Below are 25,393 nucleotides of genomic sequence, written 5' to 3'. Positions count from 1 at the left end.
AGGGAAAGCGAATGGCGGATGATAACCGAAAGGTTCTGCGGGTCAGCGGCACCGGGGCGCGCGATTTTCTGCAAGGGCTGGTGACCAATGACGTGGCCGGCCTGGACCACGGCGCGGTCTATACCGCGTTGCTGACGCCGCAGGGCAAGTATCTGGCCGACTTCTTTCTGGTGCCCGATGGCAATGACGTGTTGGTCGACGCCGACGCCGGTCAGGCGGCGGCGCTGAAACAACGCCTGATGATGTACAAGCTGCGCTCTCCGATCCAGATCGAAGAGACCGAGATCGCGGTCAGCCGGGGTGTGGGCGACGCGCCCGAGGGGGCCTTTGCCGACCCGCGCCACCCGTCGCTGGGCTGGCGCGGCTATGCCGGTCAACCGGGGGACGCGGCGGATTGGGATGCGCTGCGGGTGGCGGCCTGCGTGCCGCAGGCGGGTGTCGAACTGACGCCCGATACCTTTATCCTTGAGGTCGGCTTTGAACGGCTGAACGGCGTCGATTTCCGCAAGGGTTGTTATGTCGGGCAGGAAGTCACCGCGCGGATGAAGCACAAGACGGAGCTGCGCAAAGGTCTGGCACGGGTCGCGGTCGAGGGTACGGCCCCGGTGGGGACCGAGATCCTGTCCGGCGAAAAGATCGCCGGAACGCTGTTCACCCAAGGCGGCGGTTTTGGCCTTGCCTACCTGCGCTTTGACCGCGCGGGTGAGGACATGCTGGCAGGAGAGGCCAAGGTCCACTGGCGGGGCTGAACCTCAGAGCCGCTTTTCATAGACCTCTACCGACAAATGCGCCCCCGCGCCACGCATCAGCGCCGCGCTGGGGGCGTTGAAGGCATGGACGCGGGTGATCCAGCCGGTGCAGCCCATCGCCGCGATGTCGCGTTCAAACCGCGCGATCAGGCGGCCTGCAAGGCCACGATGCCGCCAGATCGGCTGGACGTAGATGTGATCCAGCACGGCCTGCCGCCTTGGATGTTCCAGCGCGGTTGCGGCAGTGTCGATGGCCTGCCACATCAGGTAGCCGCGCGGCACGCCCTCTGTCCGGTACAGCAGGACATGCGCCCCCTGCCCCAGTTTTTCGGCAAAGAAGCTTTGCAGCGCCGCGCCGGTGCCGTCGGTGTGAAACCGTTCCGGCACGTCGCTGGCGTGATGCGCGTTCAGCGCGTAGAGCATGTCGGCCAGCGCGGGAATGTCGCTGTCATGTGCGGTGTCGATCATCAAAAAGGCCTCCTGGCGATGCGCCGGAGGCCTTAGATCAGTTCAGTTGTCACCCCCGGCAAAAACGGGGGATTTGCGCGCGGGCCCCGTGGTCAGGCGCGCTCGGTATATTCCATGGTTTCGGTGTTCACGACGACGTCTTCGTCCTGACCGACAAAGGGCGGCACCGTGATGCGCACACCGTTGTCGAGAACCGCGGGTTTAAAGCTGTTGGCAGCGGTCTGGCCTTTGACGACCGGCTCTGTCTCGACGATTTTGCAGACCACCTTTTGCGGCAGCGTGGCGTTCAGCGCCTCGGTGTCGTGGAATTCCACGACGATGGTCATGCCGTCCTGCAGGAAGGGACGCCGCTCGCCAAGGATGTCGGCGGGCAGTTCGACCTGATCAAAGGTTTCGGTGTCCATGAAGGTCAGCATCCCGTCGGTCTCAAAAAGGAACTGCATGTCCTTTTGTTCGAGGCGCACGCGCTCGACCTTGTCGGCGCTGCGGAAGCGTTCGTTCAATTTGGAACCGTTGCGCAGGTTCTTCATTTCCACCTGGGCAAAGGCACCGCCTTTTCCGGGCTTTACATGATCGACCTTCACGGCGACCCAAAGACCGTCGTTATGCTCCAGCACGTTACCGGGGCGAATTTCGTTACCGTTGATCTTTGGCATGGGGCAAAACCGTGTCAAAAGGTTGATGATTGATTGACGGTCCCTATATCTGGCGTTCAGCTATCATGCAAGGCAACGTATCTCGTGCTGCGCCTGCAGAAAGTCATGCGAATTTTGCATAGGTGATATGCAGCATCGGGGTATCCGAATCGGAACGAATGCGCCATAACACGCGTCACGCCTAAAAACACAAGAGCAATAATCAAAGGTCGAAACATGAAGGATTTCGTTGACAGCACCGCGTTCAACGCTGAGCAGGGTAACCGCGCTCGCAAACTGTTTGCGGCTGTGGTGCTGGCTGCCCTCGACGATGCAATCGCCGACGACAAGAAGTATGGAAATGGCCCCGAGCAGATCGCCCGCTGGGCGCGCTCTCGCGATGGCCGCGAAGTTTTGAGCTGTGCCGGGATCGACCCCAATGAGCGTGTCGTGTCCGGCCTGATGGATTTCGTGTCGAAAGGTGTTCGCACCTCTGTCGCGCTGTCGCGTGAAGAGAGCGAGCGTCGCAACGCAGCACAGCAAGCCGAAGCCGCCTGACCAATTCCCTGACCGAACTTGAAAATGCGCGCCCTCAAGGGGCGCGTTTTTTCTTTTTCAGGGCTGGGATTGTCGGTGTCCGGCGGCACAGCGCCGGACGAGGAGGATCAGTCCAGATCCTTGCTCATGAGCACGCGGTGAATCTCGCGCCGCACCAGCTTGCGCACGTTGCGGGTGATCCGTTCACCCAGCGCGCCTTGCAGCTCTTGTCGCACGATCTCTGACACGACGGCCTGCAGGGCCTCTTCGCTCAGTTCCGCGACGGCGGTCGCCTGCTCCGGTTGCGCGTCTGGTGCCGGGTCGGGATCGGCCACCGCCTGTGGCGCGTGGTCTTCCCAGTCGAGCGCCTCTGACGGGGCGTGGCGCACAAAGGCCGGGCGCGCCTCGCCGGGCACGGCGCTGATGGCATCCTCGGGCACGGCGCTGGCGGCTTCGTCAGCAGGGCCTGTGCCGTCCGGATCTGTGTCGACCGGGTATGACAGGGTCAAGGTCTCAGGTGTGTCGGTCTCTGCCGTGTCGGTCTCAGGCGCGTCGGTCTCTGCCGTGTCAGCGACATGGTCAGCGAGGGTGGCCAGAGCCGCCGCCGTTACGATCTCTTCGATCAGGGGGTCAGGACCGCTGTCCTCTGCCAGTGGCCCCTCATCCGCGAGGTCTACCGCCGTGGCAGCGTCTTCGGCGGCATCGGGGGCATCGGCATTTTGGTCCGCGTCAGTGTTCGACGCAGGCACGCCGTCCGGATCGGCGCGGGTCTCTGACAGGGGCGTCGTGGGGGCCCAGTCTTTTGACTGGCGCTCCAGCATCAGTTCAAGGGCCGCGATCTTGCGGTCGAGTTCCATGTCCTTGCCGTCGTCTTGGTCAGCGGTCTGAACAGCAGCCAGCGGGTCGCTTTGTTCTTTGGCGTCATCGGTGGCGATGGCGGGGTCCAGATCGTCGTCGTCGGCAGGTGCGGACGTCGTATCGGGCACGAGGATACCCGTCAGGCTGGCGCGAAGGGCGGCGATCTGGTCGGCCTCTTCGGCGGTATCGTCGGGAACCTCTGTTTCATCCGGGTCAGCGACGGTTTCCGCCACTTCGGGTGACGCAGTATCCACGTCGGCCAAGTCCATGTCCGGGTCGCCATGCGGGTCAACAGGATCAACGGCACCGACAAGATCCAGCGTATCGACAAGATCAATGGCCGCAGGTTCATTTACCGGTGGATCAATGGTTTCGGCAACGCGCGTTTCCGACCAATCGGCGATGTCAGAGGCCACGCCTTCGGCGACGTCCTCTGCACCCAGAACAAGGGTTGCGTCCTCATCCGGGTCTGCCACCGGCGGTGCGTTTTGAGTCACCGGCGCGACCGAGGGTTCTGTCAGAACCATCGGTGCCTGCGCCTCTCGCGCTTTGCCCGGCATAGCGGTTGGCGGGTCCACCGCCTCTGGCACGCGCAGAGCGGGCGACAGGACCAACCGTTCCGGAACGGGGCGCTGTGCGCCACGCGGCGGACGCTCTTCTTCGGACACCAGCCGACGGATCGACGACAGGACGTCCTCTATTTCGACGTTTGTAACGGGATCTGACATTGTTCTTGCCACTCTTGCCTCAGGGCAGAGTGTACCCGCAAAACAGGTCCCCGCACAACAGAAGCAGAAAAAACTACTCTTTTCCCAGAGCCTTCAGGACACGGTCCAGTTCCGCCCCCTGTTTTGACCGGGCGCGCGGTGCCGTTTTGACCATGTTGTAGTAGGCTGCGGGGTCGAAAGACGGCACGTTGAGATGCAGCGCCTCTGCCGTCAGCAAACCAAGCGAGGACAGCACCTGATAAGAGGCGATGGCCTCATCGACCTGCGACGAAATCAGGCTGGCGCGGGCGTCCAGAAGTTCCTGTTCGGCGTCGAGCACATCCAGCGTGGTCCGTGCGCCCAGCTTGGCCTCTTCGCGGACACCGCGAAAAGCGACCGTAGCGGCCCGCACCTGCTCTTCGAAAGAGGCGCGGTTGGCCCGCGAGACACGCAGGTTGGCATAGGCCTGACCGACGTTCTGCTCAATCTCACGCAGGACAACATGCAGACGACCGCGCGCGGCGTCGCGGTTGGCGACGGATTTGCGGACTGCCGAATCAAGCGCGCCGCCGGAATAGATCGGCCCCTGCGCGCCCAGCGTGATCGACCCGCCGCGCGAGTAGTCGCGGTCATCCAGATCCTCTGTGAAGCCATAGCTGCCACGCAGGCTGACCGTGGGCTTTTTCGCACCATCGGCAATCAGGATGGCAATTTCTGCTGCGGTGACAGCGTGTTGCTGGGCAGTCAGTTCCGGGTGTTGCCGCAACGCCTGACGTTTGGCGTCGGCGACACTTGCGGGCAGTTTGGGCAGTGAGCGCGGGTTGATCAGGTTGCGCGGGGCCTTGCCGACCGCCGCAAGATACTCTTCGCCCGCCACCAGCAGGTCGCCTTGCGCGGCGGCCAGAGCGGCGCGCGCCGCCGCCAGTCGCGCCTCTGCCAGCGCCACGTCGGTGCGGGTCACTTCGCCCACTTCGAACCGGTCACGGGCGGCGCGCACCTCTTGCTGGATCACGCGCACGTTGTTTTCGCGCAGATTGACGGTTTCGGAATAACGCCGGATGTTCATAAAGGCCGCCGCCGCGCGCAGCAGCACCTGCTGTTCGATCGCGATCAGCTCTGCCCGGGTGGCCAGCACCTGTTCCTTTGTCGCATCAAGAGCCAGCTTGTTGCGACCCCCGGCATAGAGAACAATCTCGGCGATCAGATTGATGCTGGCGGTCTGGGTGACACTGCCGCCCTGCACAAACGCGCCGGAGGTGGAACTGATTTGCCCGGCGTAGCCGAACTGGCGCTTGACCTCTCCGGTCCAGCTGAGCACAGGCCGCAATTCGGCCAAGGCCTGCGCCACGTCTTCATCGGCGGCGCGCAGCGTGGCCCGGTTCTGCTCCAGCAGGCCGCTGTTCATATAGGCGGCTTCCATCGCCTCGGCCAAGGTATCGGCCCAGACCGGCGACACCGTTCCGGCCAAGAGCATGAGGCCGGCAGCCCCGTGCGCCATGTTTCTGCGAATCCTGCCCAGCACCGGCTTTCCAATCATTCCGTTCACCTGCAACTGCGCATGCTCTTCTCAGAGAGCGAACTCAGCCTTTTTCTCAAAACCCTTGACCACCGGGGCTGTCCCGTTGAAGGCATAGCGCCATGTGATCTGGCCATCCAGTTTGTGGCCGACCCGCACGGTGCCCAGCGCGTTCTCCATGAAGATCACGGCAATGCGCCCGCCATCCTTGAGCTGCGCCGCGATCGCCTCGGGGAGCACCTCGACCCCGCCTTCGACGAGGATCGCATCATAGGGGCCATGTTCGTCCGCGCCATCGGCCAGCGGACCCATGTGCAGGACCACGTTGTCCGCATGATGGTCGCTGAGCAGCGACTGCGCCTCTGTGGCCAGCGCCTCATCCGACTCGACCGCGACAACCGCCTCGGCGATGCGGGCGATCACGGCAGAGGAATAGCCCAGCCCCGCCCCGAGATCGAGAACGAGATCGCTGTTGGTGAGGTTCAGAGCGTCCAGCATCTTGGCAAAGACACGCGGGTCCAGCAGGATCCGCCCCTCTCCCAGATCGACGTCCTCACTGGCGTAAGCGGCCTCGACCTTGTCGCGGGGCACAAAGGCCTCACGCGGGATATTGAGCATCGCATCGATGATCGGAAATTCGGTAACGTCCGACGGGCGCACCTGCGTGTCGACCATCATCCGGCGGCGTGTAGCAAAGTCAGTCATGTACTAAACTCTTCCGTTCAGAACCTGTGATACGGGTTGTGCCACAACTGCTGCGCAGCGGCAATGACCCAAGCCAGCAAACTTGGCGAATGTGACCGTTCGGCCCGGCGGTGTGCTTAAGAGATATCTGCTTGACGGGTGCCGCCGTTGCGCCTAATCAGACCGCCACTCTGGCGAGTTGGCGGAGTGGTTACGCAGCGGATTGCAAATCCGTGTACACCGGTTCGATTCCGGTACTCGCCTCCAATATTTTCAATGACTTGCGTCATGTCAGTTCTCCACTTGCTCGATTTTTGAAACAGGTGTTGAAACATTCATGTTTCCTTCCTGTTCTGTTCAAAGCGGTTTCGGGCGTCCTGCGCCCGTGTTGCGAGTTCCCTTTGCCTGATCTGACCTCCATACTTTTTGAGCATCTCGACGCCGGAATGACCGGTGACGGCTTTCACCATCTCGTCGTCGCATCCGGCTAGGTAGAGTTCGATTGTCGCGTTCTTGCGCAGCCCGTGGGTGACGTACTTCGCCGCCTCGGGGTGCTGCATCGTCGCCTTCACCTTGCGCATTTCCTCGGCAACCGTCCGATAGCGCACCGGGCGCCCGCTCTTGTCGGTGATGACTGTCAGGCCCTTTTTCTCGACCACGCCCAAGTGCGCCTTGAGACGGTCCGTCAAGGGTATCCACAACGACTTGTCGGTCTTGCCTTGGGTGAAGTCATAGGCCCCGTCTTTGATATGGTCCCAGCGGATTTTCAGAATGTCCCCGATCCGCTGGCCAGTGCCGATGCACAGTTCATAAACTAACCGCGCGCGGTGTGTTGCCATGGCTTCAAACTCGTCCCGCACATCATCGGGCCACGGTTCCCAGCCGTCGCTTTCCTGTTTGAAAAGGGGAATGCCCTTGGCCGGGTTGCCGTGCTCTTTTTTTAGGAAACCGATCAGCGGCGCATGGTTCATCAGGACCACCATGACTTGCACCAGGTAATTCGCTTGCCGCCAGTGCTCGGCATTTGCGCGGTGCAGTTCATAGACGTGGTGCGTCTCGATCTTGGCAGGGTCTTTCGTGCCCCAGATCGCGCGAATATGACCGATGTATTTGCGGTAATCGGCCTTGGTGCGCGGCTTCAATTTCTTGAACGCATCGCTTTCATAGTAGCTAAGAATCAGCGCCTCGAAGTTGCGCTTGGCCGGGACAGGTTCGCGGCCCTTGAGCAACCGGTTGTAGTGATCCCAAAACTCCGGCGTTCCCGGTTCCTCTTTCATCATCACCGATTGCGCGCGCGACCGGCGAATGAACCGGATGTATCCCCGATCAAGATAGACATACGTGGGAAGGTCTTTTCTGGTCACTTGCCCATCCTTAGGTCTCCGGCAAGAAAATCGTCCTCATCCTCCAAGTCGGCTGTACCGGCAACGATGATTACAGAACCGTCCGGTTTCACCTCACATCTTGCACGCGGCCATCCCGCCTCTTTTGTTGCCCTAATAAGCGCAACAGCGGTTTTTTGGGCATTAGTATGCGAGCTAGCCATCAAGCTACCGCCAGCATTACCATGTTGCCTCCTTTGGCGTGAACGCCAAATTTGCTGTGGGTATCGTCGTAGACTTCATCAGCGCCGCGTAGCCGCTTGCGGTTGTGCCGAAAGAACCGCCTTTTTGTGCTCTTCGGCCCCCAACTGCCGACGGAGCATCAGGTTTATCTGCGACGTCATGGAGCGGCTTTCTCGCACTGCCAGCTTTTTCAACTCACCGTACAGATCGATCGGTACATTCAGCTTGAAATGCTTGTTTTCGGTTTCCATCAGCCTCTCCTCCTGTGGACCCACAATGGTCCAAAATAGACCATTGCGTCAAGGACCATTTTGGATCATCCATGCACTATGCGAGAACCAGCAAACATTCCTTTCAAAATTAACATGCCTGCGTCGCTCCGCGGTCGGCTCGGTGTCGCTGCGGAAACGAACGGGCGGAGCGTGACTGCAGAGATCATCGCAAGGCTGGAAAAATCCTTCGCCGAAGATGATGAATATCAAAACGCGCTAGAAAACTTGGATGACGCCCTGGTCCGCATTGAGAAGTTGGAGGAAATGGTTCGATCACACGACAGACATCTGAACCCCGATAGCTACATCAAAGAGTGGTAACACTCGCTCCTAGGCTCAGGCATTTTTCTTGGCATCAAATCGCAACTGCTCTGCTCCCCAACGCTGGACCACCGGAAACTGGATTTTTCCGTCTGTTTCACGATGACGGGCTGGTGACGCCATCGGGATAATGCATGGCCATCGGGACGTTATATCCGATCGCGCTGTGAGGTCGGTCTTCGTTGTAGTGTCTACGCCAAGCTTCCAACTTTTCTCGGGCGTCAGCCAGGCTCATGAACCAATGCCCGTTCAGACACTCGGACCGGAGCTTGCTATTGAACGCCTCGATGAACCCGTTGTCGGTCGGTTTCACGGGGCTCGAGAACGCCGATGCCCGAAGCCACACAGACCATCCAGCGCTGGTCCCTGGACTTCCTGTCAGACAGCTTCGGCGCGTCGCGGAAGTTTCGCATCCTGGCCGTGAATGATGACTGCTGCCGGGAAAACCTGTGCCTGGCCACAGACACCAGCATTTCAGGTGAGCGCGTTGCCCGGGAGCTGGACGCGCTCGTCCGGATCCACGGAAAACTTGCTTGCATTGTCAGTGACAACGGCACGTAATTCACCAGCCGAGCAATCCTGAGATGGGCCGACAGGAACGGCGTGGATTGGCATTACACCGCCCCCGGAAAACCGCAGCAGAATGCCTTTATCGAGTTATTCAACGGCAGCCTGCAGGACAAGCTTCTCAATGAAGAGCTGTTCGATACCCTCGCCCATGCCCGCCGCAAGCTGGCGATGTGGCGCTACGATTACAACAACGTCAGGTCCCACTCTTCGCTGGGGAACAGAACGCCAAAGCAAGCGCGGCAGGCGCTTGAGCTATTGGCTCCGCGCCCGCCGCGAATGCCAAGCCCGAAACCAAGGACTACCAAAATCAAACCCGCAGACTCTCGTCATGAGCGAGGGACCCGCGGGGCGCAGGTCATTGGTGACAGAGGCAAACCGCAACAAGCTCGCTCATTTCTTCGCCCCCTATCTGGCGATTCACACCAGCCTTGTGGATCCATTGCCGCACCAGATTTCTGCGGTGTACGGCGAAATGATCCCGCGTCAGCCTCTCAGGTTCCTGCTTGCGGACGATCCCGGCGCGGGAAAAAACGATCATGGCCGGCCTTTTGATCAAGGAGCTGATCGCCCGCAGTGATCTTGAGCGCTGGCTGGTGGTGGCACCGGGCAGACTTGTCGAGCAACGGCAAGATGAACTTGGCGAGAAGTTCGGACTGGAGTTCGACATCCTGACCTGTCAATCTCGGAGCAAAATGGGTCAGTGAATCGGTGGAATAATCCCCAACGGCTGGGGTTTGGTGGGCGCCTTGGCGCGTGCGCTCCCAAATAGCTGGCGCGCGTCAAGGCGCACTGGCCGAAGGCCAGTTACTTGGGATCTGGTCGTGGTGTGGATCAGGCTTTTGTCTTGCGGCTCTGTCGAAGACGGAAACTCTCGCCGTACATTTCGAGGATGTGGACGTGGTGGGTCAGACGGTCGAGGATGGCGCCGTCTCGTTAAACCCCGTCGACACAAAGGTCCGCGCCAGCCGCGCGACCGAAGGCGACACACCGGTGATCCTCGGCTGGAATGACGTAGGCGAGACCGGCGAGCAGGTCACGCGCTTCAAGACCGATGACAGGATCTGGTACGCGGGCGCGATCAACCGCCCCGGCACCAATTCGGAATACCATCTGGTCGACGCGCGCATCGTCGGCCATGCGCCCAAGTCCGTCGATACCGCGGCCGCAGCGGCCCTGCCACTGACCACCCTGACCGCGCAGGAGATGATCTTTGACCGGCCAAAGGTGACCGATCCGGTGCCCGGAGCGGCCAATGCCATCGTCATCATCGGCGGCGCTGGCGGCGTCGGCTCCATCGCCATCCAACTGCTGCGTGAACAGACCGACCTGACGATCATCGCGACCGCCTCGCGACCGGAAACGCAGGACTGGGTGAAAGAGCTTGGCGCGCATCACGTTGTCGACCACTCTAAACCGCTGCCCGAACAGATCGCAGCGCTTGGCATCGGCGCGCCCGCCTTCGTGTTCTCGACCAATTATTCCGAGACCTATGTGCCGCAAATCGCCGAGTTCATCGCACCGCAAGGCCGGTTCGGCCTTATCGACGACCCCAAGGGCTTTGATATCATGCTGATCAAAGGCAAGGCCGTTTCGACACACTGGGAGCTGATGTTCACTCGGTCCTTGTTCACGACCGAAGACATCGCGCGCCAGGGCGACATTCTTGATACCGTGGCTGGCTTCATTGATGCGGGCAAGATCCGCTCCACCGCCACCGAGAGCTTTGGGACGATCAATGCCGAAAACCTCAAGCGAGCCCATGCCTTGATCGAAAGTGGTAAGGCCAAAGGCAAGATTACCCCGGAAGGGTTCTGAGCAGCAGCTGTGGCGACCCAACACGTCAACATCCAGAGCACGCAAATGGATCAGGTGCTGACCTGGTTCCAAGAGGGGCAGGGCCAGCGCACGGGACTGTCCGCAAGGGGTGGCGCAGGGCGCGCGGCCAAATCCGGTTCAATCCTCCGAGTTGCTCCATTGCCAGTCCCGCGCCCGCAGCGCACGAGGTGAAATCCCATATCGGTTTCGCACGTAGCGGGCAAAATGGTTGGGTGTCTTGAAACCGCAGCGATAGGCGATCTGGCTAACCTGCAGGTCCGTGTGCTTGAGCAGAAAGGCACCGTGCCGCGTACGCAGGCGCCAGAGGTAATCAAGCGGGTTCTCGTTGTAGCTGGCGTGGAAAAGCCTGTTCAGGTGCTGTGCGGAATAGCCGGAAACCTCGACCAGGTCAGCCATGGTGGTGGGGTTCTCAAAGTTCTTGTCGATGTAGTATCGGACCCGTTGCACGGGTTTGGGTACGTCGCGGCTCTGATTTGCCGAGCGTCGCCAATCGATGAAATGCTGGAACAGGGCGGTGCCGACGGCCTCGATGAAGGGCGTAGAGCCGCCACCTGCGGCCTCGCTGGCGTCGACCCCCATCTTGACCAGCGCCACCGCGGCCTCGTTTGGTGCGATCACGCCACGGTAGGACATCAGCATTTCCAGCGCCTGTGGCGACAGGTTCGCGCCGCTGGCCTGGCACCAGGATACATGTGACGGCTGGTCGGCGGCATAGCGATAGGTGAGAGAATGGCGCGATACCACGAGCGCCATTGCCGGCGCCACCAGTTCAAACCGGGTGTCGTCGCAAATGACTTCTGCACGCCCGGTGCGCAGGTGCAGAATCTCGAACTTCTGATCCATGAATGGGCCGCACCCATTCCCGTCCACGTAGACGAATCGCCCGAAGTCAAGCGTGGCCCCTTCGGCAAACATATTCGCTACGGATAGATAATCCGTCGGCTCCTCCGTGGCGATCCCTGTATGGGCGCTCTCAATCGAAGACCACTCCGGACTTTCACCTATTTTCACGATACGTCCATATTTTGGGCAGTTCGCCAATCACTTTGGCAGCCGCTTTCATGTTCATTGTAGACCGCTTTTCCCGGCTTGGATACCTAATTTCAGTTGCTCATGGACGAGGCATGAGAAATCCTTTGGGGCATCCGCTTTGCCGCCTTCGTCCGTTCAGGGCAAAACGCGCGGTGAAGGCCAGCAACAAGGACACTCAGCAGATGAACAGCCTCAAGACAGTCGTATTCGCCGCCATCGCGGCCATTGCAGGCGCGTCTCCGGCGGCCGCGCAGGTCGAAATCGAAACTCCAAAGGCGGCCTTCATCCTGTATGGCAAGATCAGCGACGGTGGCTGGACGCTGGCGCAGGAAAAGGCGCGCCGCGACCTTGCCGATCAGTTTGACATGGATATCCCCTATGTCGAAAACGTGGCTTCGACCAACGAGGCCGTGGCCAACGTGCTCGATCTCTATATCTCTCGCGGATACAACGTGCTGATTGGCGGCACTTACGGCTTCAGCGACGGGTTTCTCGCCGCAGCAGAGGCGCACCCTGACCTTGCCTTCGTGAACATCTCGGGGGTTACCAAGGCGCCCAACCTCGAAAGCTTTTACGCCCGTACCTACGAGGGCTGGTATCTTGCCGGGATGGCGGCGGCGTCGGCCTCCAGCTCGGACCGTATCGGGATCGTTGCGGCCTTTCCGCTGCCCTACGTGGTCTGGGACGTGAACGCCTTTGCCCTTGGCGCGCAGTCCGTCAAACCCGGGATCGAGACCGTGGTCACCTTTACCAATTCGTGGTCCGACCCGGTGAAGGAAACCCAGCTTGCCAAGTCGTTGATCGAAAACGGTGTCGACGTGCTGGCCACCGCGATGGACAGCACTGCGGTGCCCGTCGTGGCCGAAGCGGCGGGCCTGCACTCGATCGGTTACAAGAGCGACATGTCGTCTGCCGCGCCCGAGGGCATGTTGACGTCGGTTGTCTACAACTGGTCGGGCGCGTTGATCCCGATTTTCGAAGAGATCAAGGCAGGATCCTGGGAGTCGAAGGGCAGCCCGCTCTACGGGATGCAGGAAGGCGTGATCGAGGTGCTGGAACTGCGGGCCGGCGTGCCGGCCGACGCGGCGGAGAAGATCGCAGAGGCGCGGGCACAGATCGAAGCCGGAACCCTGTCGCCCTTCGAGGGGCCGATCTACGCGCAGGACGGCAGCCTCAAAGTGGCCGAGGGCGCGCAGATGAGCGTCGAGGCGCTGTGGGGGAGCGATTTCCTTGTTCAAGGCGTTCAGGGCAACCTGAAGTGAACGCCGCAAACCATAAGGCTGGCAGAGAGGGGAAAGGCCCCCTCTCTGCCTTGCGTGCCGGGCCTGCGCTGCGGATGCACGGCGTGAGCAAGTCCTTCGGCGACCGGCCTGCGCTGATCGAGGCATCGCTGGAAGTGGCCTGGGGGGAGGTGCACGCGCTACTTGGGGAAAACGGCGCAGGCAAGTCCACGCTGATGAACGTGCTTTCAGGTTTCTACGCCGCCGACGAGGGGCGACTTGAATATGATGGCGCGTCAAGGCAGTTCCCGACGCCGATCAGCGCCATAGACTGCGGCATCGGCATGGTGCACCAGCATTTCAAGCTTGTCGGGACGCTCAGTGCGCTGGACAATCTGCGGCTGGCCTGTGGGCGGAGGGCCGCTTGGCGGTCGACGGCCGAGGCCACGGAGGCGATTTCCGGACTGGCCGACGAACTCGGCTTTGCCGTCAATCTTTTGGTGCCGGTGGCCGATCTGCCGGTCGCGGTGCAGCAGCGGGTGGAAATCCTCAAGGTGCTGCTGATGGGCGCGCGTCTGATCGTGCTTGACGAACCTACCGCTGTTCTGACGGACCAGGAAGCAACCGAAATGCTGCAACTGGTCCGGTCGTTGGCACGGTCTGGCCGGGCCGTGATCCTGATTACCCACAAGATGCGCGACGTGTCAGGGTTTGCCGATCGCATCACGGTGATGCGTGGCGGGCGCACGGTGCTGGACAAAGCCCCAAGCAACACGCCGCATCCGGTGCTGGTGCTGGCCATGATGGGCGATGCCGAGGTGAAGGTCGCCGCACGTGGCGAGGCGCAGGTCGGCGCGCCGCTGTTGCGATTGCAAGAGGTGTCCGTTGACGGTGGCCCGCACGGGGTGGCGCTGCGTGACTGTTCGCTGACCGTGCGCGCCGGGGAAATCCTAGGCCTTGCCGGCGTCGGCGGCAACGGCCAGTCCGAACTGGTGCAGACCATTCTGGGCTTGCTGCGCCCGGAGAGCGGCGTGGTTGAAATTGCAGCGCAAGCGGTGCCGGCCGATTTTTCGCGACGCCGTGCCCTTGGCCTGCGGTTCATCCCCGATGACCGCTTTCGCCTTGGGCTCTTCGGCGGGCTGAGCGTGATGGAAAACCTGATGATGCCGCGACTGGCCCGCGGCCAGCGCCGCCACCGCTCCGACCGCACCGAAGTGCAGGAGACCATTCGCGCCAACAAGATCGCCGGGGCCGCCCCGGACACCCCGGCGCGTCTGCTGTCGGGAGGGAATGCGCAGAAGCTGATGATCGCGCGCGAGTTCGACACCGGTCTTGAGGTGCTGATCGCCCATTCTCCAACCCGCGGGCTGGACGTCGCGGCAATCGCCCACATCCGCCGCCAACTGATCGTCGCGACCGAGCGTGGCGCCGCGATCTTACTGGTCAGCGAGGATCTTGACGAGGTCCTGCAACTGTCCGACCGGGTGTCGGTGATGTCGCACGGAAGGATCCTGCCGCCAACACCGGTGCATCAGGTAGACCGCGCCCATATCGGGCGCCAGATCATGGGAATTGTCGGATGACGGGCCTTCCAAGACTTGTATTGTCACCGCGCATCGCGGCCTCGCCGGGGCTGGTGACAGCCTCGCTCTGCTGTGGCCTTCTGGCCGGAGTGTTGTTGTCGGGCGCTTTCCTGGTTGCCATCGGGCTGCCCGCTGCGGCGCTGATCCCCGACCTGATCGTCTTTCCCTTTGGACCCCAGCAGGGACTGGACCGGACATTGCTTCGGGCAACCCCTTTGATCCTTCTGGGGCTGGCGGTGGTTGTCGGACTGCGGGTCCGGTTCTGGAATATCGGGGTCGAGGGGCAGTGCTGGATGGGGGCGATCGCGGCCACCGGCGTGGCCATATTCGACATAGGGCCCGAAGCGCTGCGCCTGCCATTGATGGCGCTGGCCGCGGCTGCCGCTGGTGGTCTGTGGTGCCTGTTTCCGGCGGCGATGAAGGTGCGGACCGGGGCGTCAGAGCTGATCCTGACATTGCTGCTCAACTACGTTGCCTTTCAAGTCGTGCAGCACCTTCTGTTTGGTCCCTGGCGCGACCCGGCCTCCGCCTTTCCCGTCACCGCGCAGTTCGATGCCGTCATCGAGCGTTTGCCGCTGATTGGCTTCGGGCGTGTCCATGCCGGGCTGATCCTGGCGCTGTTCTGTCTCGTTTTCTTTTATTGGCTGACCCGTATCAGCCGCGCCGGTGCCTTCATGCAGGCAACATCGGCCAACCCGTTGGCGGGGCGGCTGTTGGGGGTGCCCGTTAGCGGAATGATCCTGCTATGTGGTGCGCTTGCAGGGGCCCTTGCAGGGTTGGCCGGCTTTACCATCGTTGCCGGTCAAGAGTTTCGCCTCACGCAGTTTGTCGGTCAGAACTACCTCTTTGCCGCCGTGCTGATCGCCTTTCTGGCGAGGCTCAGTGCCGGGGGCACCCTGGTGGCCGCGATTTGCATGGCGGGTCTGTCGACCGCCGCCGATGGGCTAAAAGCATTCTACCAGATGCCGTTGGCGGTCGTGACCTGCGTGCAGGCGATCCTGTTCCTCTCCATCGCACTGTCGACATTCGTGCCGCAGTACAGGCTGCTGCTTGTTCGGTCCAAAGCCCTGGAAGGGTCGTCATGCTGAGTGCACTGGCCGGAGACCTCATCGGTGGTTGGGTCGGTTTTGTTCCGACCTTTGCCGCGCCCTTTCTGCTGGCCGTGCTTGGCCTGATCATCACCGAACGTGGCGGCACCCTCAATCTGGGGGCCGAGGGCGTCATGGCCGTCGGGGCGCTGCTTGGCGTTGTGGCCATGGCGCAGGGCGGGCATTGGAGCGCCGCGCTGGTTCTGGCGGTCGCGGGGGCCGTGGCGCTGAGTGCGCTGCATGCCTTCCTAGTGGTGCTGCTGCGCCTTGATCAGGTTCTGGCCGGACTGGTTGTCTTTACCGCCGGTATCGGCTTCACCGGCTATGCCGGGTTGGCCTTTACAAACCTGCCAATCGCTGGGCTGCCGGAACTTGCCATGCCAGAGCGCTGGAGCCTTCCGGCGCAGGATTGGTTGACTTGGCTCGCCTTTCTAGCGGCGCCCGTCGTCTGGTACGTTCTGGCCCGGACCGAGCTTGGGCTTCGCATCCGGGCCTGTGGCGATGACGCGGCCGCTGCGGATGCAATGGGTTTGCCGGTCACTGGCCTGCGCTTTGGCACGACACTTGTCGGCGGTGTCTTTCTTGGTCTGGCTGGCGCGCACCTCAGCCTTGTTGGCAGCCACCTTTGGGTTGACGGCATGGTCGCGGGGCGCGGCTGGATCGCCGTGGTGCTGGTGGTCTTCGTGCGCTGGAACCCTTTGTTAGCGGTGGCGGCGGCGGTGATGTTCGGGGCCATTCAGGCCGCGATCCCCTTTTTGCAGGCGCGCGGTGTCGCCATGCCGATCCACCTTGTGTCAATGGCGCCTTACCTTGCCACGATTGCGGTGGTGCTGATCTTTGAGAGCGGCCGGCGGCGAAACACCTCCGCGCCGCGTGACCTAGCCAAGCCGTATCTCCGCGAAGATCGGAACTGAAGCGCGCGGACCGGCTGTATTTTATGAAACGTAGCAAGCGGAGCCAAGGTTCCGCTTTTTCATTTTGGATACATGGCTCTGATCCAAAATATGTCTAGAGAAACCTGTGTCGGCGCATTGATCGACATAATGACCTGAAATTAAGCGAAATTTGAACGCTGATCTTTTGGGGCGTGCCAAGGGTAATTCCCTAGTTTATTCATTATGGACCGCTATTGACGCTTGGGACCCGTAAATTCGGTTGTCTGGAACCGTGGTTTCCCTGATCCTGAGCCAACCGAACGCCGGGCTCTGATGACCGGCACCCAACTCGGACCGGCGCGGTTCACCGCGCCCCAACCCCACCAAACCGGCCCTGGTCGGGCCGAGTGCCTCAGTGCCCGTGACCATCACGGCTGCGCGCCGGAAGACATGCCGAAACCAAGGGAACAACCGCTCGTGACAATCCAGGACACCTCTGCCGTAAACGCCCTGTTCAACCCCCGCACGGTGGCCATCGTCGGGGCGTCGCCGCGCGCCGGATCGGCGGGGAACACAGTACTTCGCAACCTAATCGACAGCGGCTATGCGGGTGAGATCTATCCGGTCAACCCGCGCTATGATGAGATTGAGGGCAGGGCCAGCTATTCCTCGCTGAGCGAGATCGGCAGACCGGTCGAGACGGTGTTCATCGCCGTTGCCGCCCGGTTTTGCGTCGACATTCTGCAAGAGGCGGCGGCGCTTGGGGTTCGGGCGGTTTGCCTCAATGCGACCGGGTTTGCCGAAGACGGCGAAAAGGGCCGCGCGCGACAGGCCGAGATTGCGCGCATTGCTGCTGAACATGACATGGCCATTTGCGGTCCCAACAATCTGGGCCTGATCAATGTTGTCGACCATGTGACGCTTTGGTCTGCGCATCTTGCGGATGCGCAGGCAGGGCCGGTGGCCGTGATTTCCCAGAGCGGGTCTGTCGCGCTGGCGCTGACTGATGATCCCGGACGGTTGGGCCTGTCGCATGTGGTGACGGCGGGCAACGAGGCCGTCTGCGGCGTGGCCGACTACGTTGCGCATCTTGCGGCCGATGAACGTGTGAAAGTGGTCCTGCTCTTTCTCGAAACCATCCGCGACCCCGAGGCGCTGGCGACCGCAGTAGGCCGGGCCAGGGCTGCGGGGCAGCGGATCCTGGCGGTCAAGGTGGGCCGGTCGGAAATGGCGCGCGCAGCGGTGGAAGCGCACAGCGGCGCGCTGTCCGGAGAGGATGCGGTCGTGGATGGCTTTTTCCTCAGGCACGGTATCCAGCGCTGCGTCGACATTGACGACATGATCCAGCGCGCGGCGCTGTGCCTGAAAACGCCGCCGACGCCCGGTAGCTTGGCCGCCTATATCACGCTTTCCGGAGGCCAGGCCGCCGCGATTGCGGATTTTGCATCGGATGTCGGGCTGACGGTCTCGGGCCTGCCGGCCTCGCTGGCCGAGGCACTGAAGGCGGAGTTCTTCGACCGCATGCCGGAAAACCCGATGGACGTCTGGGGGCTGGGCTGGGATTCCGAGCGCTTTGGCCGGATTATGGAGCAACTGGTCACCGCGCCCGAAATCGACCCGATTGTTTTTACCCTCGACACCCCGGCTGGCGGTGGCGTCGACGGGCCGATGGCGGTGGATATGGCCCGCGTCGCGTCGCGCTATGCCGGCCGCAAGACGATCCTTTTCGTGTCCAACAGCGCGGTTTCGGGCCGAAACGAGGAATTGGCAGAGATCTGTGCCGCAAACGGGTTTCCGCTGCTGCTGGGCCTGCCCGGTGCGTTGCGGGCGATGGCCCATTGGGGCGGCGCCACGGCAGATGCGCGGCCCGCGCCTGCTGCGAATCCCGCAAGACTTGATCGGCAAAGGGTAGAGGCCGCGCTGAATTCCCGCTTGCGGTTTGTCGCACCGCAGACCATCTCAAGCGTGGACGACGCCGTTGGTTTCGCCAAGTCGATCGACGGTGCGGTGGTGCTGAAAGGTATTTCACCGAAGGCGCTGCACAAGACGGAACTTGGGCTGGTGCGTCTTGGCCTCACGGACCCCGCTGACATTGCCGAGGCTTACCAAGCAATCAGAAGCATTCTTGACGAACAAAGCGCGTCGCTTGGCGAAGGCGTAATCCATATCGAGCCGATGATCGCCCCCGGCATCGAGGTGCTGGTGGCCGCCCGGCGCGATCCGCAATTCGGTCCATTGGTCGTCTTTGGCGCCGGTGGACAACTGGTGGAATTGCTGGCTGACAGCACGCTGCGCCTGTGCCCGATAGATGACGCCGAGGCCGGGCAGATGATCGCGGAAACGCGGATTGCCACGCTGTTGGATGGCTTCCGCGGTGCCGCGCCCTGGGATCTTGCGACCGTGCGTGCGGCCCTCTGCGCCGTGGCCGAGATCATGGCAGATGCCGGGCCAGAAGTGACCGCCATCGAAATCAACCCGCTGATCGTACATCCCGATGGCCAGGGCGCGACCGCCGTGGATCTCGTGATCGAATGACACCGCTGAAGGCAGGACAAAATCGCCATGTATGACACCATTTCGCTCGAAAAAGACGACCGAGTCGGCATCATCACCCTCAACCAGCCCAAGACTTTGAACGCGATAAGCCTGACGATGACCGAAGAGTTCACCGCCGCGCTGGGTGAGCTTGAGGCAGACCCGGACATCCGCGTCATCATGATCCGCGGCAGCGGAGGCAAGGCGTTTTCCTCAGGCTATGACATAGCCGAGGAAACCGACGGTGATCCCTATACTTCGGCGACTTGGTCCGAGCGGCTGAACCACGACTTGGAGTTCACCCTTTCGGTCTGGCATTGCAGCAAGCCGACGATTGCAGCCATCGAGGGCTATTGCCTTGCCGGAGGCATGGAGTTCGCCGGTATGTGCGACCTGCGCTATTGCTCGGAAGATGCGCGGTTCGGCGTGGTGGACACGCGGTTTTCAACGGGCGTGGCCACGCTGATCCTGCCCTGGATCGTCGGTCCGGCCTGTCGCGAGTTGATCTACACGGGCGACATGTTCGACGCGGACCGGGCCGAACGGATCGGCTTTGTCACGCGCGTCTACTCCAAGGAGACGTTCTACGACGAGGTTCTGAAAACCGCTAAGCGCATGTCGATGGTCGCCGCGGAATGCCTGACCTGGAACAAGAAGGCGCTGAACCAGACCCTCGAAATCATGGGGCTGATGAACGCCCTGAAGGCCGGTGTCGATGCCGCCACCCTGCTCAACTCGATGGAGACACCGGAATTTCGGCAGTTCGACGCGCGCAAGCGAGAACAAGGAATGAAGGCTGCGCTGAAATGGCGGGCCGAGCAATTCCGCCAATACGAGTGATCCCGGTTACCGGGTCTGACGACAATCAACAGGGACGAATGAAATGACACGACTGAAGAACGGACTTCTGACCGCAACCGCGGCGCTGGTTCTGGCGGCGCCCGCATTTGCCGATGACCGCCTTGTCATGGCGACATGGGGCGGGGTCTTTCGCGCAACCACCGAAACCCATATCGCCACGCCGTTTGAGCAGGCGACCGGCGCCGATGTCGAATTGATCGATGTGGGCGGCGGCTGGGCTGCCAAGATCCAGGCGCAGGCTGCCGCCGGGGCGATCCAGTGGGACATGATTGACAGCATCGACGCGGGCAGTGCCGCTTTCCTGTTCGCCAATGACATGCTCGAACCGCTGCCCGAGGATCTTGCAGAGCGGCTGCAGGCGCGTTCGCTGCCCGGCGCGGTCACTGAATTCGGCATCGAGGAAGGCTCGACCGGGGTGATCATCGCCTGCCTGGCAGAGGTCAAATGCCCGACCACCTCGGCGGAGTTCTTCGATGTCGAGGCCTTCCCCGGCGCGCGCGCGATCATCAACGAGCCGGGCCAGATCCTGCCCTTCGCGGCGCTGGCCTCGGGCGTGGCGCCCGAGGATCTTTTCCCGGTAGATCTCGACCGCGCCTTCGACCTGCTCGATCAGGTCAAGGGCGAGGTCTCCGTCTGGACGTCCTCGGGCGATCAGCAACAGCAAGTGTTGCGTTCCGGCGAAGTAGACATGGCGATCATGTGGAACGGGCGCGCCTTCGACCTGACCCAAAAGGGCACGCCCCTCACCATGGTCTGGGATGGTGCGCTGCTGGATCCCGGCTATATCGTGGTGCTCAAGGGGGCACCCAACCCCGAGCTGGCTTTCAAGTACCTCGAATTCTACGCCACCAATCCCCAGGCACAGGCAGACTGGGCAAGCGTCCTGCCCTATGGCATGGCCAGCGCCGAGCTTGACGGCCTGCTTCCCAAGGCCGTGGCAGAGGCTCTGCCGAGTTCGCACGATGCAGTGCGGATTGATCCCGCTTGGTTCGCCGCCCACCAGGCCGAGATCTCGACTCGCTGGCAAGAGTTCCTCACCAACGCGAACTGAATCCGCCCATCGCATTATGCCAACCCGACCCCGAGGCCAACTCCGCCTCGGGGCCCCTGAATGGAACCAGCAGATGACCAAGCCCACTTCTACCGGCACCTGGAAACCTGAACCCGGACTGAGGTTGGGTTTACTGCTCTTTTCGCCGATGCTGGCGCTTGTGCTGCTGCTGGTGGTGACGCCGGTGATCGAGCTTTTGGCGGTTGCCATGCCCGACGGGCTGTCGATGCGGTCCTTCACCGACTACTTTGCAAATGCCGCGCGCACCCGCGCCCTGATCGTGACCTTCCGCGACAGTGCCGCAGTGGCCGCCTTGGCGGTGGGGGCGGGGTTCATCCTAGCCTGGACGCTGCTGGTCTCACCCTCCAGGCTGCTGCGTGGGTTGATCTGGCTGGCCGTGGCCCTGCCATTGCTGATGGGCACGGTTGTCAAGAACTACGCGCTGCTGATTGTGCTGGCCCGTCGGGGAATGCTCAACAACCTGTTGCTGGATCTTGGGCTGATCGACGCGCCGATGAAGATCCTCTACACCGAAACGGCCGTGGTGCTGGGTATCCTCTACACCCTGCTGCCCTTTGCGGTGATCCCGATCTACACCGCGCTTCTGGCGCTTGATCTTGACATGGTGCGCGCGTCGGAAAGCATGGGGGCGGGTCGATTTACCGCGATCCGGACCGTTGTGCTGCCCTTCATCTGGCCGGCCATCGTGGCCGCGGCCATGCTGATTTTCGTGATCGCCATTGGTTTCTACGTGGTCCCTGTTGTCCTTGGCGGCGCGACATCGCCGTTCATCGCAACGCTGATCCAGAACGACATGGTGCAGTTCTTCGATCTTGAGAGCGCCGCCGTCGCCGCGCTTGTGCTGATCGCCCTGTCTCTGGTGGCCGTTGTGCTGACCGTGGCCACCGTCGGGGTGGACCAAGTGAACCGGACCGCAGGAGCCGGAAAATGATCCGAGCTTCCGCGATTGTCGGGCGGCTGGTCTATTGGGCGGTCTTGCTGGGCACCCTGAGCTTTCTGATCGTGCCTGCGCTGTTGGTCGTAGTGCTGTCCTTTTCCAACGATCCCGGCATCGGGTTTCCACCATCCTCCTGGGGTATCAGGAATTACCGCACTCTGGCCGTATCCGGAGAATGGACCGGCGCGGTCGGCATGTCGCTCTGGCTGGCGCTGGTGGCCGCTTTGTTCTCGGGGCTCATCGCGGTGCCCGCCGCCTTTGCCCTGGACCGGACCCGGTTGACCAGGTTCTCTGCCTTGCCGTTTCTTGGCATCCTCCCGCTGCTGATCCCGCAGGCGGCCTATGCTGTCGGACTCTACCTGGTGATGGCCAAGATCGGCCTTCTGGGCAGTTTCTGGGGTCTGGCCGCCGGCCATGTGGTGGTGTGTTTTCCCTTTGTCTTCGTCATTGCCGGTTCTGGGCTGTCAAGGATCTCGCCCGACTTCGAACTGGTGGCGATGACGCTGGGGGCCTCCCGTGCGCGCGCCTGGTGGAGCGTTACGCTGCCCTTGCTGATGCCGGCCATGGTGTCCGGCTTTCTCTTTGCCTTCCTGACAAGTTTCGACGAAGCCGTCTTTTCCAGCTTCCTCGCCGGTCCGGGTCTGGTGACGCTGCCAAAGGCGATCTTTGACTCTGTGCGGCTGGGGGTGGACCCAGTCATCACGGCCATCGCCACGCTCCTGATGCTTTTCACCGCCGTTGTCATGGGCGCTGCGGCGACCCTGCGCAAGAAAGGAACCCGCAGATGAAACCAGCGCTGTCGCTGACCGGATTGACCAAGCGGTTCAAGTCCACGCTCGCCCTGAACGAGATTTCTCTGGAAGTGACCCCGGGAGAGTTCATCGCCCTGCTGGGACCCAGCGGTTCGGGCAAGACGACACTGTTGCGGATGCTGGCGGGCTTTGACCTGCCAAGCAGCGGCTCAATCGCCATGAACGGGCGGGACGTGTCGTCATCGCCACCGGCTGCGCGCGACATTGGCATGGTTTTCCAACACTACGCGCTGTTTCCGCATCTCAACGTGCGGCGCAACATCGAATACGGGCTGCGGATGCACCGCTGGAACGCGGTGCGGCGCCGGGAACGGGTCGACGAGTTGCTTGAGATGATCCAGCTGGGTCCCATGGCCGAACGGATGCCGCGGCAGTTGTCGGGCGGGCAACAACAGAGGGTGGCAATCGCACGGGCCTTGGCCTATGCGCCGAAGATCCTGCTCATGGATGAACCACTGGGCGCTCTGGACCGGTCGCTGCGCATCGATATGGCCGAAGAAATCCGCGCAATTCACCGGAAACTGGAAACCACTTTTGTCTACGTCACCCATGATCGCGACGAGGCAATGATCCTTGCTGACCGGATTCTGATCATGAACCAGGGCAATATCGTTGCGGACGGGTCCCCGGAATCGCTATTCCTGCAACCAAAATCGCGGTTCGTGGCCGAGTTCTTTGCGGGCATGAACGTTCTCCCCGGCGAAGTGTTGGGGGCTGCCGGCACCGTGGCGGTCGCCCCCGATGCGATGGCGCTGACACCGCCGGCAGAGCCGCATGTGGCGCTTGACTGCCGCGTGAATGACAGGCTTTTCCTTGGAGAAAGGGTACAGTTGTCGCTGCAGCACGAAGCAGGCGAGCTAACTGCACATCTGCCGCTGCGCGAAGGGCCAAGGATCCTGCCGGGAGCGTCTGTTTCGGCTTATATCCCGCGCGAGCGGATCATTTCACTTCAGGAAGGATAACTGAACTCACATGGGCGAAAATATCGACTATCAAGGTGGAACGGGCTATTTCGCAGCGTCCGGACAGGAGAATGCGCCCGGGGTTGTGGTGATACAGGAGTGGTGGGGCGTACAGGACCAAATCCGATCAGTCTGCGACCAATATGCGGCCGCTGGCTTTGATGCGCTGGCGCCCGATCTCTATTCCGGGGTTGTGGTACCCTACCACGACAAGGCCGCCGCCGCGCGGGAAATGGAGGCACTCGACTTCCTGAGCGCCACGGACCGGCAGGTCAGCGCCGCGGCTGCCTTCCTGGCACGACCTGGGCGCAAGCTGGGGCTTACTGGTTTTTGTCTTGGTGGGATCGTCTCGATCCTCGGCGCCATCCGGCTTGACGATTTCGCTGCTGTATCGTGCTATTACGGCCTGCCAGATCTGGACCAGGGCCTGCCCGAGCAGGTGCGCCTGCCGGTAATCGGACATTTTGCGCTGGATGACACTTGGTGCACGCCGGAAATGGTGGATGCCTATGAGGCCGGGCTGAAGCGGGCCGGCAAGGATTACGTTTTTTACCGCTACGCCTGCGATCACGGGTTCTTCAATCCCGATATCCCTGAATTCCACTCTGAATACGCAAAGCTGGCGTGGTCACGCGATCTGGAATTCTGGTCTCGGCATCTGAAACCGGCAGAGCCTACAAGCTGACCTTGGCAAAGATTCAATCTCGCCAACCGGAAAAGAGTGCCGTTTCCCAACATGGGCAACGGCGTCATGACACCCGCTCGCCTGTTTCTGCGCCTTGATGTATTGACCCTGCGTCGCCATCGGATCGCCGGACGGCTTCTCCAGCCGCTCGCGCGCGCTCGCATGCATGCATGGCAATGAACCCGCGCAGGTTGGACCTGTCACGGTTCTGTGCCTCTCCAAGTGCTCGTTTATGAATCGCCCCGGGTCTGTCGGAGACCGTCAACTTAAGCAAGGATGACGGGTATGACAAAAAGCAAAATGGCAAATCGCTACTCGCCTGAGGTCCGCGCTCGCGCGGTCCGGATGGTCTTTGAGCACCAAGGCTCATACGAAACGCAGGCGGGCGCGATCGCGGCCATTGCACCCAAGATCGGCTGCATTCCCCAGACCCTGCGCGAATGGGTCAAGCAGGCCGAGAAGGATAACGGCATGCGCGACGGCGTGACCTCCAAAGAACGGGATCGGATCAAGGCACTGGAACGTGAGGTTCGCGAGTTGCGCCAAGCGAATGAGATCCTTCGCAAGGCGTCAGCGTATTTTGCGCAGGCGGAACTCGACCGCCCACTGAAGCGATGATCGCCTTCATTGAGGATCAGCGCGTTGTTTACGGCGTCGAGTCGATCTGCAGAGTCCTGCCGATCGCGCCGTCAACATTCTATCACCAACTTGCGTGCCGAGCGGACCCTTCCAAAGCTTCGGCCCGGCATCAGCGTGACACAGAGCTGCGCCCGGAGATCAAGCGGGTCTGGGATGAGAATTACCAGGTCTACGGGGTTCGCAAGGCGTGGCATCAGCTGAAGCGCGAGGGCTTTGAACTGGCGCGATGCACTGTTGAGCGCCTGATGTGTCAATCGGCACACAATTTTGACCCACTATCGGCGTCCAAAAATGACCCCCTGCTGCGCCCTCGGGTAGCTGGCCCGATGCGGTGTAGCCACCACACAGCGCAGCCGTATCGGGCCAGCGGGAGT

Annotated in this window: 26 protein-coding genes, 1 tRNA gene, 3 pseudogenes and 1 other annotated feature; of the genes and pseudogenes, 19 read left to right on the top strand and 11 right to left on the bottom strand. The window is 61.8% G+C overall.

Annotated features, from left to right (window positions below):
- Window positions 1-11: 11 nt before the first annotated feature.
- A complete protein-coding gene (locus VOI21_RS17350; RefSeq protein ID WP_323771215.1) occupies window positions 12-749 on the top strand; it encodes a folate-binding protein in 738 nt (245 codons plus the stop codon).
- A 3-nt stretch (window positions 750-752) separates the two neighbouring features.
- Here VOI21_RS17350 and VOI21_RS17345 read toward each other — a convergent pair whose 3' ends face one another.
- Entirely contained in the window at window positions 753-1,217 is a 465-nt protein-coding gene (locus VOI21_RS17345) for a GNAT family N-acetyltransferase (RefSeq protein ID WP_323771214.1), read from the bottom strand.
- A 92-nt stretch (window positions 1,218-1,309) separates the two neighbouring features.
- The gene (gene efp, locus VOI21_RS17340; RefSeq protein ID WP_323771213.1) at window positions 1,310-1,873 is read right to left on the bottom strand and encodes an elongation factor P; all 564 of its coding nucleotides are present in this window, start codon (window positions 1,871-1,873) and stop codon (window positions 1,310-1,312) included.
- Between the two features lie 216 nt (window positions 1,874-2,089).
- Here efp and VOI21_RS17335 point away from each other — a divergent pair, with 216 nt between their 5' ends.
- Window positions 2,090-2,410 (top strand): DUF6280 family protein, encoded by a 321-nt coding sequence (locus VOI21_RS17335; RefSeq protein WP_089280323.1) that lies wholly within the window; start codon window positions 2,090-2,092, stop codon window positions 2,408-2,410.
- A gap of 107 nt (window positions 2,411-2,517) precedes the next feature.
- Here the strand turns inward: VOI21_RS17335 and VOI21_RS17330 are convergent, their stop codons facing one another.
- The 3 genes from VOI21_RS17330 to VOI21_RS17320 form a co-directional block, all read right to left on the bottom strand.
- On the bottom strand, window positions 2,518-3,975 hold the full coding sequence (locus tag VOI21_RS17330; protein ID WP_323771212.1) for a hypothetical protein: 1,458 nt from the start codon (window positions 3,973-3,975) through the stop codon (window positions 2,518-2,520).
- A gap of 73 nt (window positions 3,976-4,048) precedes the next feature.
- Complete coding sequence (locus VOI21_RS17325) at window positions 4,049-5,452, bottom strand: TolC family outer membrane protein (protein ID WP_323771211.1); 1,404 nt, start codon at window positions 5,450-5,452, stop codon at window positions 4,049-4,051.
- 69 nt (window positions 5,453-5,521) lie between these two features.
- Entirely contained in the window at window positions 5,522-6,175 is a 654-nt protein-coding gene (locus VOI21_RS17320; RefSeq protein ID WP_323771210.1) for a protein-L-isoaspartate O-methyltransferase, read from the bottom strand.
- 172 nt (window positions 6,176-6,347) lie between these two features.
- Here VOI21_RS17320 and VOI21_RS17315 point away from each other — a divergent pair.
- Window positions 6,348-6,421: transfer RNA gene (locus tag VOI21_RS17315), tRNA-Cys, on the top strand.
- A 68-nt stretch (window positions 6,422-6,489) separates the two neighbouring features.
- Here the strand turns inward: VOI21_RS17315 and VOI21_RS17310 are convergent.
- Entirely contained in the window at window positions 6,490-7,383 is an 894-nt protein-coding gene (locus tag VOI21_RS17310; RefSeq protein WP_323771209.1) for a site-specific integrase, read from the bottom strand.
- 395 nt (window positions 7,384-7,778) lie between these two features.
- Complete coding sequence (locus VOI21_RS17305; protein WP_323771208.1) at window positions 7,779-7,970, bottom strand: hypothetical protein; 192 nt, start codon at window positions 7,968-7,970, stop codon at window positions 7,779-7,781.
- Window positions 7,971-8,048: 78 nt separating this feature from the next.
- Here VOI21_RS17305 and VOI21_RS17300 point away from each other — a divergent pair, with 78 nt between their 5' ends.
- Entirely contained in the window at window positions 8,049-8,312 is a 264-nt protein-coding gene (locus VOI21_RS17300; protein WP_323771207.1) for an Arc family DNA-binding protein, read from the top strand.
- Between the two features lie 97 nt (window positions 8,313-8,409).
- Here the strand turns inward: VOI21_RS17300 and VOI21_RS17295 are convergent.
- Window positions 8,410-8,637 (bottom strand): annotated as a pseudogene (locus VOI21_RS17295) (integrase core domain-containing protein); the annotation flags it as partial.
- On the opposite strand from VOI21_RS17295, the pseudogene VOI21_RS17290 reads away from it, so the two are divergent.
- Window positions 8,607-9,214, top strand: a pseudogene (locus tag VOI21_RS17290) (integrase core domain-containing protein); the annotation flags it as partial. The pseudogenes VOI21_RS17295 and VOI21_RS17290 sit on opposite strands and share 31 nt — an antisense overlap.
- 23 nt (window positions 9,215-9,237) lie before the next feature.
- Here the strand turns inward: VOI21_RS17290 and VOI21_RS17285 are convergent.
- Window positions 9,238-9,420, bottom strand: coding sequence for a hypothetical protein (locus tag VOI21_RS17285; protein WP_323771206.1), 183 nt, complete (start codon window positions 9,418-9,420; stop codon window positions 9,238-9,240).
- Between VOI21_RS17285 and VOI21_RS17280 the strand changes: the two genes are divergently transcribed.
- Window positions 9,419-9,586 carry a hypothetical protein gene (locus VOI21_RS17280; RefSeq protein WP_323771205.1) on the top strand — a complete coding sequence of 56 codons (168 nt, stop codon included), beginning with the start codon at window positions 9,419-9,421 and terminating at the stop codon, window positions 9,584-9,586. The genes VOI21_RS17285 and VOI21_RS17280 overlap by 2 nt on opposite strands.
- A 127-nt stretch (window positions 9,587-9,713) precedes the next feature.
- Here the strand turns inward: VOI21_RS17280 and VOI21_RS24230 are convergent, their stop codons facing one another.
- Window positions 9,714-9,773 carry a hypothetical protein gene (locus VOI21_RS24230; RefSeq protein ID WP_416358987.1) on the bottom strand — a complete coding sequence of 20 codons (60 nt, stop codon included), beginning with the start codon at window positions 9,771-9,773 and terminating at the stop codon, window positions 9,714-9,716.
- On the opposite strand from VOI21_RS24230, the gene VOI21_RS17270 reads away from it, so the two are divergent.
- On the top strand, window positions 9,774-10,697 hold the full coding sequence (locus VOI21_RS17270; RefSeq protein WP_323771438.1) for a zinc-binding alcohol dehydrogenase family protein: 924 nt from the start codon (window positions 9,774-9,776) through the stop codon (window positions 10,695-10,697).
- A gap of 138 nt (window positions 10,698-10,835) precedes the next feature.
- Here VOI21_RS17270 and VOI21_RS17265 read toward each other — a convergent pair whose 3' ends face one another.
- Window positions 10,836-11,561, bottom strand: a complete 726-nt coding sequence (locus tag VOI21_RS17265) for an AraC family transcriptional regulator (RefSeq protein ID WP_323771204.1) — start codon at window positions 11,559-11,561, stop codon at window positions 10,836-10,838.
- Window positions 11,562-11,932: 371 nt separating this feature from the next.
- Between VOI21_RS17265 and VOI21_RS17260 the strand changes: the two genes are divergently transcribed.
- The 12 genes and pseudogenes from VOI21_RS17260 to VOI21_RS17205 form a co-directional block, all read left to right on the top strand.
- Entirely contained in the window at window positions 11,933-13,012 is a 1,080-nt protein-coding gene (locus VOI21_RS17260) for a BMP family ABC transporter substrate-binding protein (protein WP_323771203.1), read from the top strand.
- 83 nt (window positions 13,013-13,095) lie between these two features.
- Window positions 13,096-14,553, top strand: a complete 1,458-nt coding sequence (locus VOI21_RS17255; protein WP_323771201.1) for an ABC transporter ATP-binding protein — start codon at window positions 13,096-13,098, stop codon at window positions 14,551-14,553.
- A complete protein-coding gene (locus VOI21_RS17250; protein ID WP_323771200.1) occupies window positions 14,550-15,641 on the top strand; it encodes an ABC transporter permease in 1,092 nt (363 codons plus the stop codon). The genes VOI21_RS17255 and VOI21_RS17250 overlap by 4 nt, the downstream gene beginning before the upstream one ends.
- Window positions 15,635-16,555 carry an ABC transporter permease gene (locus tag VOI21_RS17245; protein ID WP_323771199.1) on the top strand — a complete coding sequence of 307 codons (921 nt, stop codon included), beginning with the start codon at window positions 15,635-15,637 and terminating at the stop codon, window positions 16,553-16,555. Before VOI21_RS17250 ends, VOI21_RS17245 begins: the two co-directional genes overlap by 7 nt.
- Before the next feature lie 438 nt (window positions 16,556-16,993).
- The gene (locus VOI21_RS17240; protein WP_323771198.1) at window positions 16,994-19,051 is read left to right on the top strand and encodes an acetate--CoA ligase family protein; all 2,058 of its coding nucleotides are present in this window, start codon (window positions 16,994-16,996) and stop codon (window positions 19,049-19,051) included.
- Between the two features lie 27 nt (window positions 19,052-19,078).
- The gene (locus VOI21_RS17235) at window positions 19,079-19,891 is read left to right on the top strand and encodes an enoyl-CoA hydratase/isomerase family protein (protein ID WP_323771196.1); all 813 of its coding nucleotides are present in this window, start codon (window positions 19,079-19,081) and stop codon (window positions 19,889-19,891) included.
- A gap of 43 nt (window positions 19,892-19,934) precedes the next feature.
- Window positions 19,935-20,963: an extracellular solute-binding protein gene (locus VOI21_RS17230; protein WP_323771195.1), complete on the top strand. Its 1,029-nt coding sequence runs from the start codon at window positions 19,935-19,937 to the stop codon at window positions 20,961-20,963.
- A 73-nt stretch (window positions 20,964-21,036) separates the two neighbouring features.
- Complete coding sequence (locus VOI21_RS17225) at window positions 21,037-21,915, top strand: ABC transporter permease (protein WP_323771194.1); 879 nt, start codon at window positions 21,037-21,039, stop codon at window positions 21,913-21,915.
- Window positions 21,912-22,709 (top strand): ABC transporter permease, encoded by a 798-nt coding sequence (locus VOI21_RS17220; RefSeq protein ID WP_323771193.1) that lies wholly within the window; start codon window positions 21,912-21,914, stop codon window positions 22,707-22,709. The genes VOI21_RS17225 and VOI21_RS17220 overlap by 4 nt, the downstream gene beginning before the upstream one ends.
- On the top strand, window positions 22,706-23,695 hold the full coding sequence (locus VOI21_RS17215; protein WP_323771192.1) for an ABC transporter ATP-binding protein: 990 nt from the start codon (window positions 22,706-22,708) through the stop codon (window positions 23,693-23,695). Before VOI21_RS17220 ends, VOI21_RS17215 begins: the two co-directional genes overlap by 4 nt.
- A gap of 10 nt (window positions 23,696-23,705) precedes the next feature.
- Complete coding sequence (locus tag VOI21_RS17210; protein ID WP_323771191.1) at window positions 23,706-24,380, top strand: dienelactone hydrolase family protein; 675 nt, start codon at window positions 23,706-23,708, stop codon at window positions 24,378-24,380.
- Window positions 24,381-24,665: 285 nt separating this feature from the next.
- Window positions 24,666-25,267, top strand: a pseudogene (locus tag VOI21_RS17205) (IS3 family transposase); the annotation flags it as partial.
- Window positions 24,953-25,069: a sequence feature (AL1L pseudoknot), on the top strand. (Overlaps the previous pseudogene by 117 nt.)
- Window positions 25,268-25,393 lie beyond the last annotated feature (126 nt).

Origin of the sequence: Antarctobacter sp., from assembly GCF_034670325.1 — a bacterium.
In the GTDB taxonomy this organism is placed as follows: Bacteria; Pseudomonadota; Alphaproteobacteria; order Rhodobacterales; family Rhodobacteraceae; genus Antarctobacter.
Note: the sequence above shows the minus strand (reverse complement) of the source record. Positions and strands in the feature narration are given on the sequence as shown.

Bases quoted from the DNA above. Each gene is read 5' to 3' on its own strand.
- VOI21_RS17350 (WP_323771215.1), top strand. From the start codon at position 12: ATGGCGGATGATAACCGAAAGGTTCTGCGGGTCAGCGGCACCGGGGCG.
- VOI21_RS17345 (WP_323771214.1), bottom strand. From the start codon at position 1,217: ATGATCGACACCGCACATGACAGCGACATTCCCGCGCTGGCCGACATG.
- efp (WP_323771213.1), bottom strand. From the start codon at position 1,873: ATGCCAAAGATCAACGGTAACGAAATTCGCCCCGGTAACGTGCTGGAG.
- VOI21_RS17335 (WP_089280323.1), top strand. From the start codon at position 2,090: ATGAAGGATTTCGTTGACAGCACCGCGTTCAACGCTGAGCAGGGTAAC.
- VOI21_RS17330 (WP_323771212.1), bottom strand. From the start codon at position 3,975: ATGTCAGATCCCGTTACAAACGTCGAAATAGAGGACGTCCTGTCGTCG.
- VOI21_RS17325 (WP_323771211.1), bottom strand. From the start codon at position 5,452: ATGGCGCACGGGGCTGCCGGCCTCATGCTCTTGGCCGGAACGGTGTCG.
- VOI21_RS17320 (WP_323771210.1), bottom strand. From the start codon at position 6,175: ATGACTGACTTTGCTACACGCCGCCGGATGATGGTCGACACGCAGGTG.
- VOI21_RS17305 (WP_323771208.1), bottom strand. From the start codon at position 7,970: ATGGAAACCGAAAACAAGCATTTCAAGCTGAATGTACCGATCGATCTG.
- VOI21_RS17300 (WP_323771207.1), top strand. From the start codon at position 8,049: ATGCGAGAACCAGCAAACATTCCTTTCAAAATTAACATGCCTGCGTCG.
- VOI21_RS17280 (WP_323771205.1), top strand. From the start codon at position 9,419: ATGGCCGGCCTTTTGATCAAGGAGCTGATCGCCCGCAGTGATCTTGAG.
- VOI21_RS17285 (WP_323771206.1), bottom strand. From the start codon at position 9,420: ATGATCGTTTTTTCCCGCGCCGGGATCGTCCGCAAGCAGGAACCTGAG.
- VOI21_RS17265 (WP_323771204.1), bottom strand. From the start codon at position 11,561: ATGGATCAGAAGTTCGAGATTCTGCACCTGCGCACCGGGCGTGCAGAA.
- VOI21_RS17260 (WP_323771203.1), top strand. From the start codon at position 11,933: ATGAACAGCCTCAAGACAGTCGTATTCGCCGCCATCGCGGCCATTGCA.
- VOI21_RS17250 (WP_323771200.1), top strand. From the start codon at position 14,550: ATGACGGGCCTTCCAAGACTTGTATTGTCACCGCGCATCGCGGCCTCG.
- VOI21_RS17245 (WP_323771199.1), top strand. From the start codon at position 15,635: ATGCTGAGTGCACTGGCCGGAGACCTCATCGGTGGTTGGGTCGGTTTT.
- VOI21_RS17235 (WP_323771196.1), top strand. From the start codon at position 19,079: ATGTATGACACCATTTCGCTCGAAAAAGACGACCGAGTCGGCATCATC.
- VOI21_RS17230 (WP_323771195.1), top strand. From the start codon at position 19,935: ATGACACGACTGAAGAACGGACTTCTGACCGCAACCGCGGCGCTGGTT.
- VOI21_RS17225 (WP_323771194.1), top strand. From the start codon at position 21,037: ATGACCAAGCCCACTTCTACCGGCACCTGGAAACCTGAACCCGGACTG.
- VOI21_RS17220 (WP_323771193.1), top strand. From the start codon at position 21,912: ATGATCCGAGCTTCCGCGATTGTCGGGCGGCTGGTCTATTGGGCGGTC.
- VOI21_RS17215 (WP_323771192.1), top strand. From the start codon at position 22,706: ATGAAACCAGCGCTGTCGCTGACCGGATTGACCAAGCGGTTCAAGTCC.
- VOI21_RS17210 (WP_323771191.1), top strand. From the start codon at position 23,706: ATGGGCGAAAATATCGACTATCAAGGTGGAACGGGCTATTTCGCAGCG.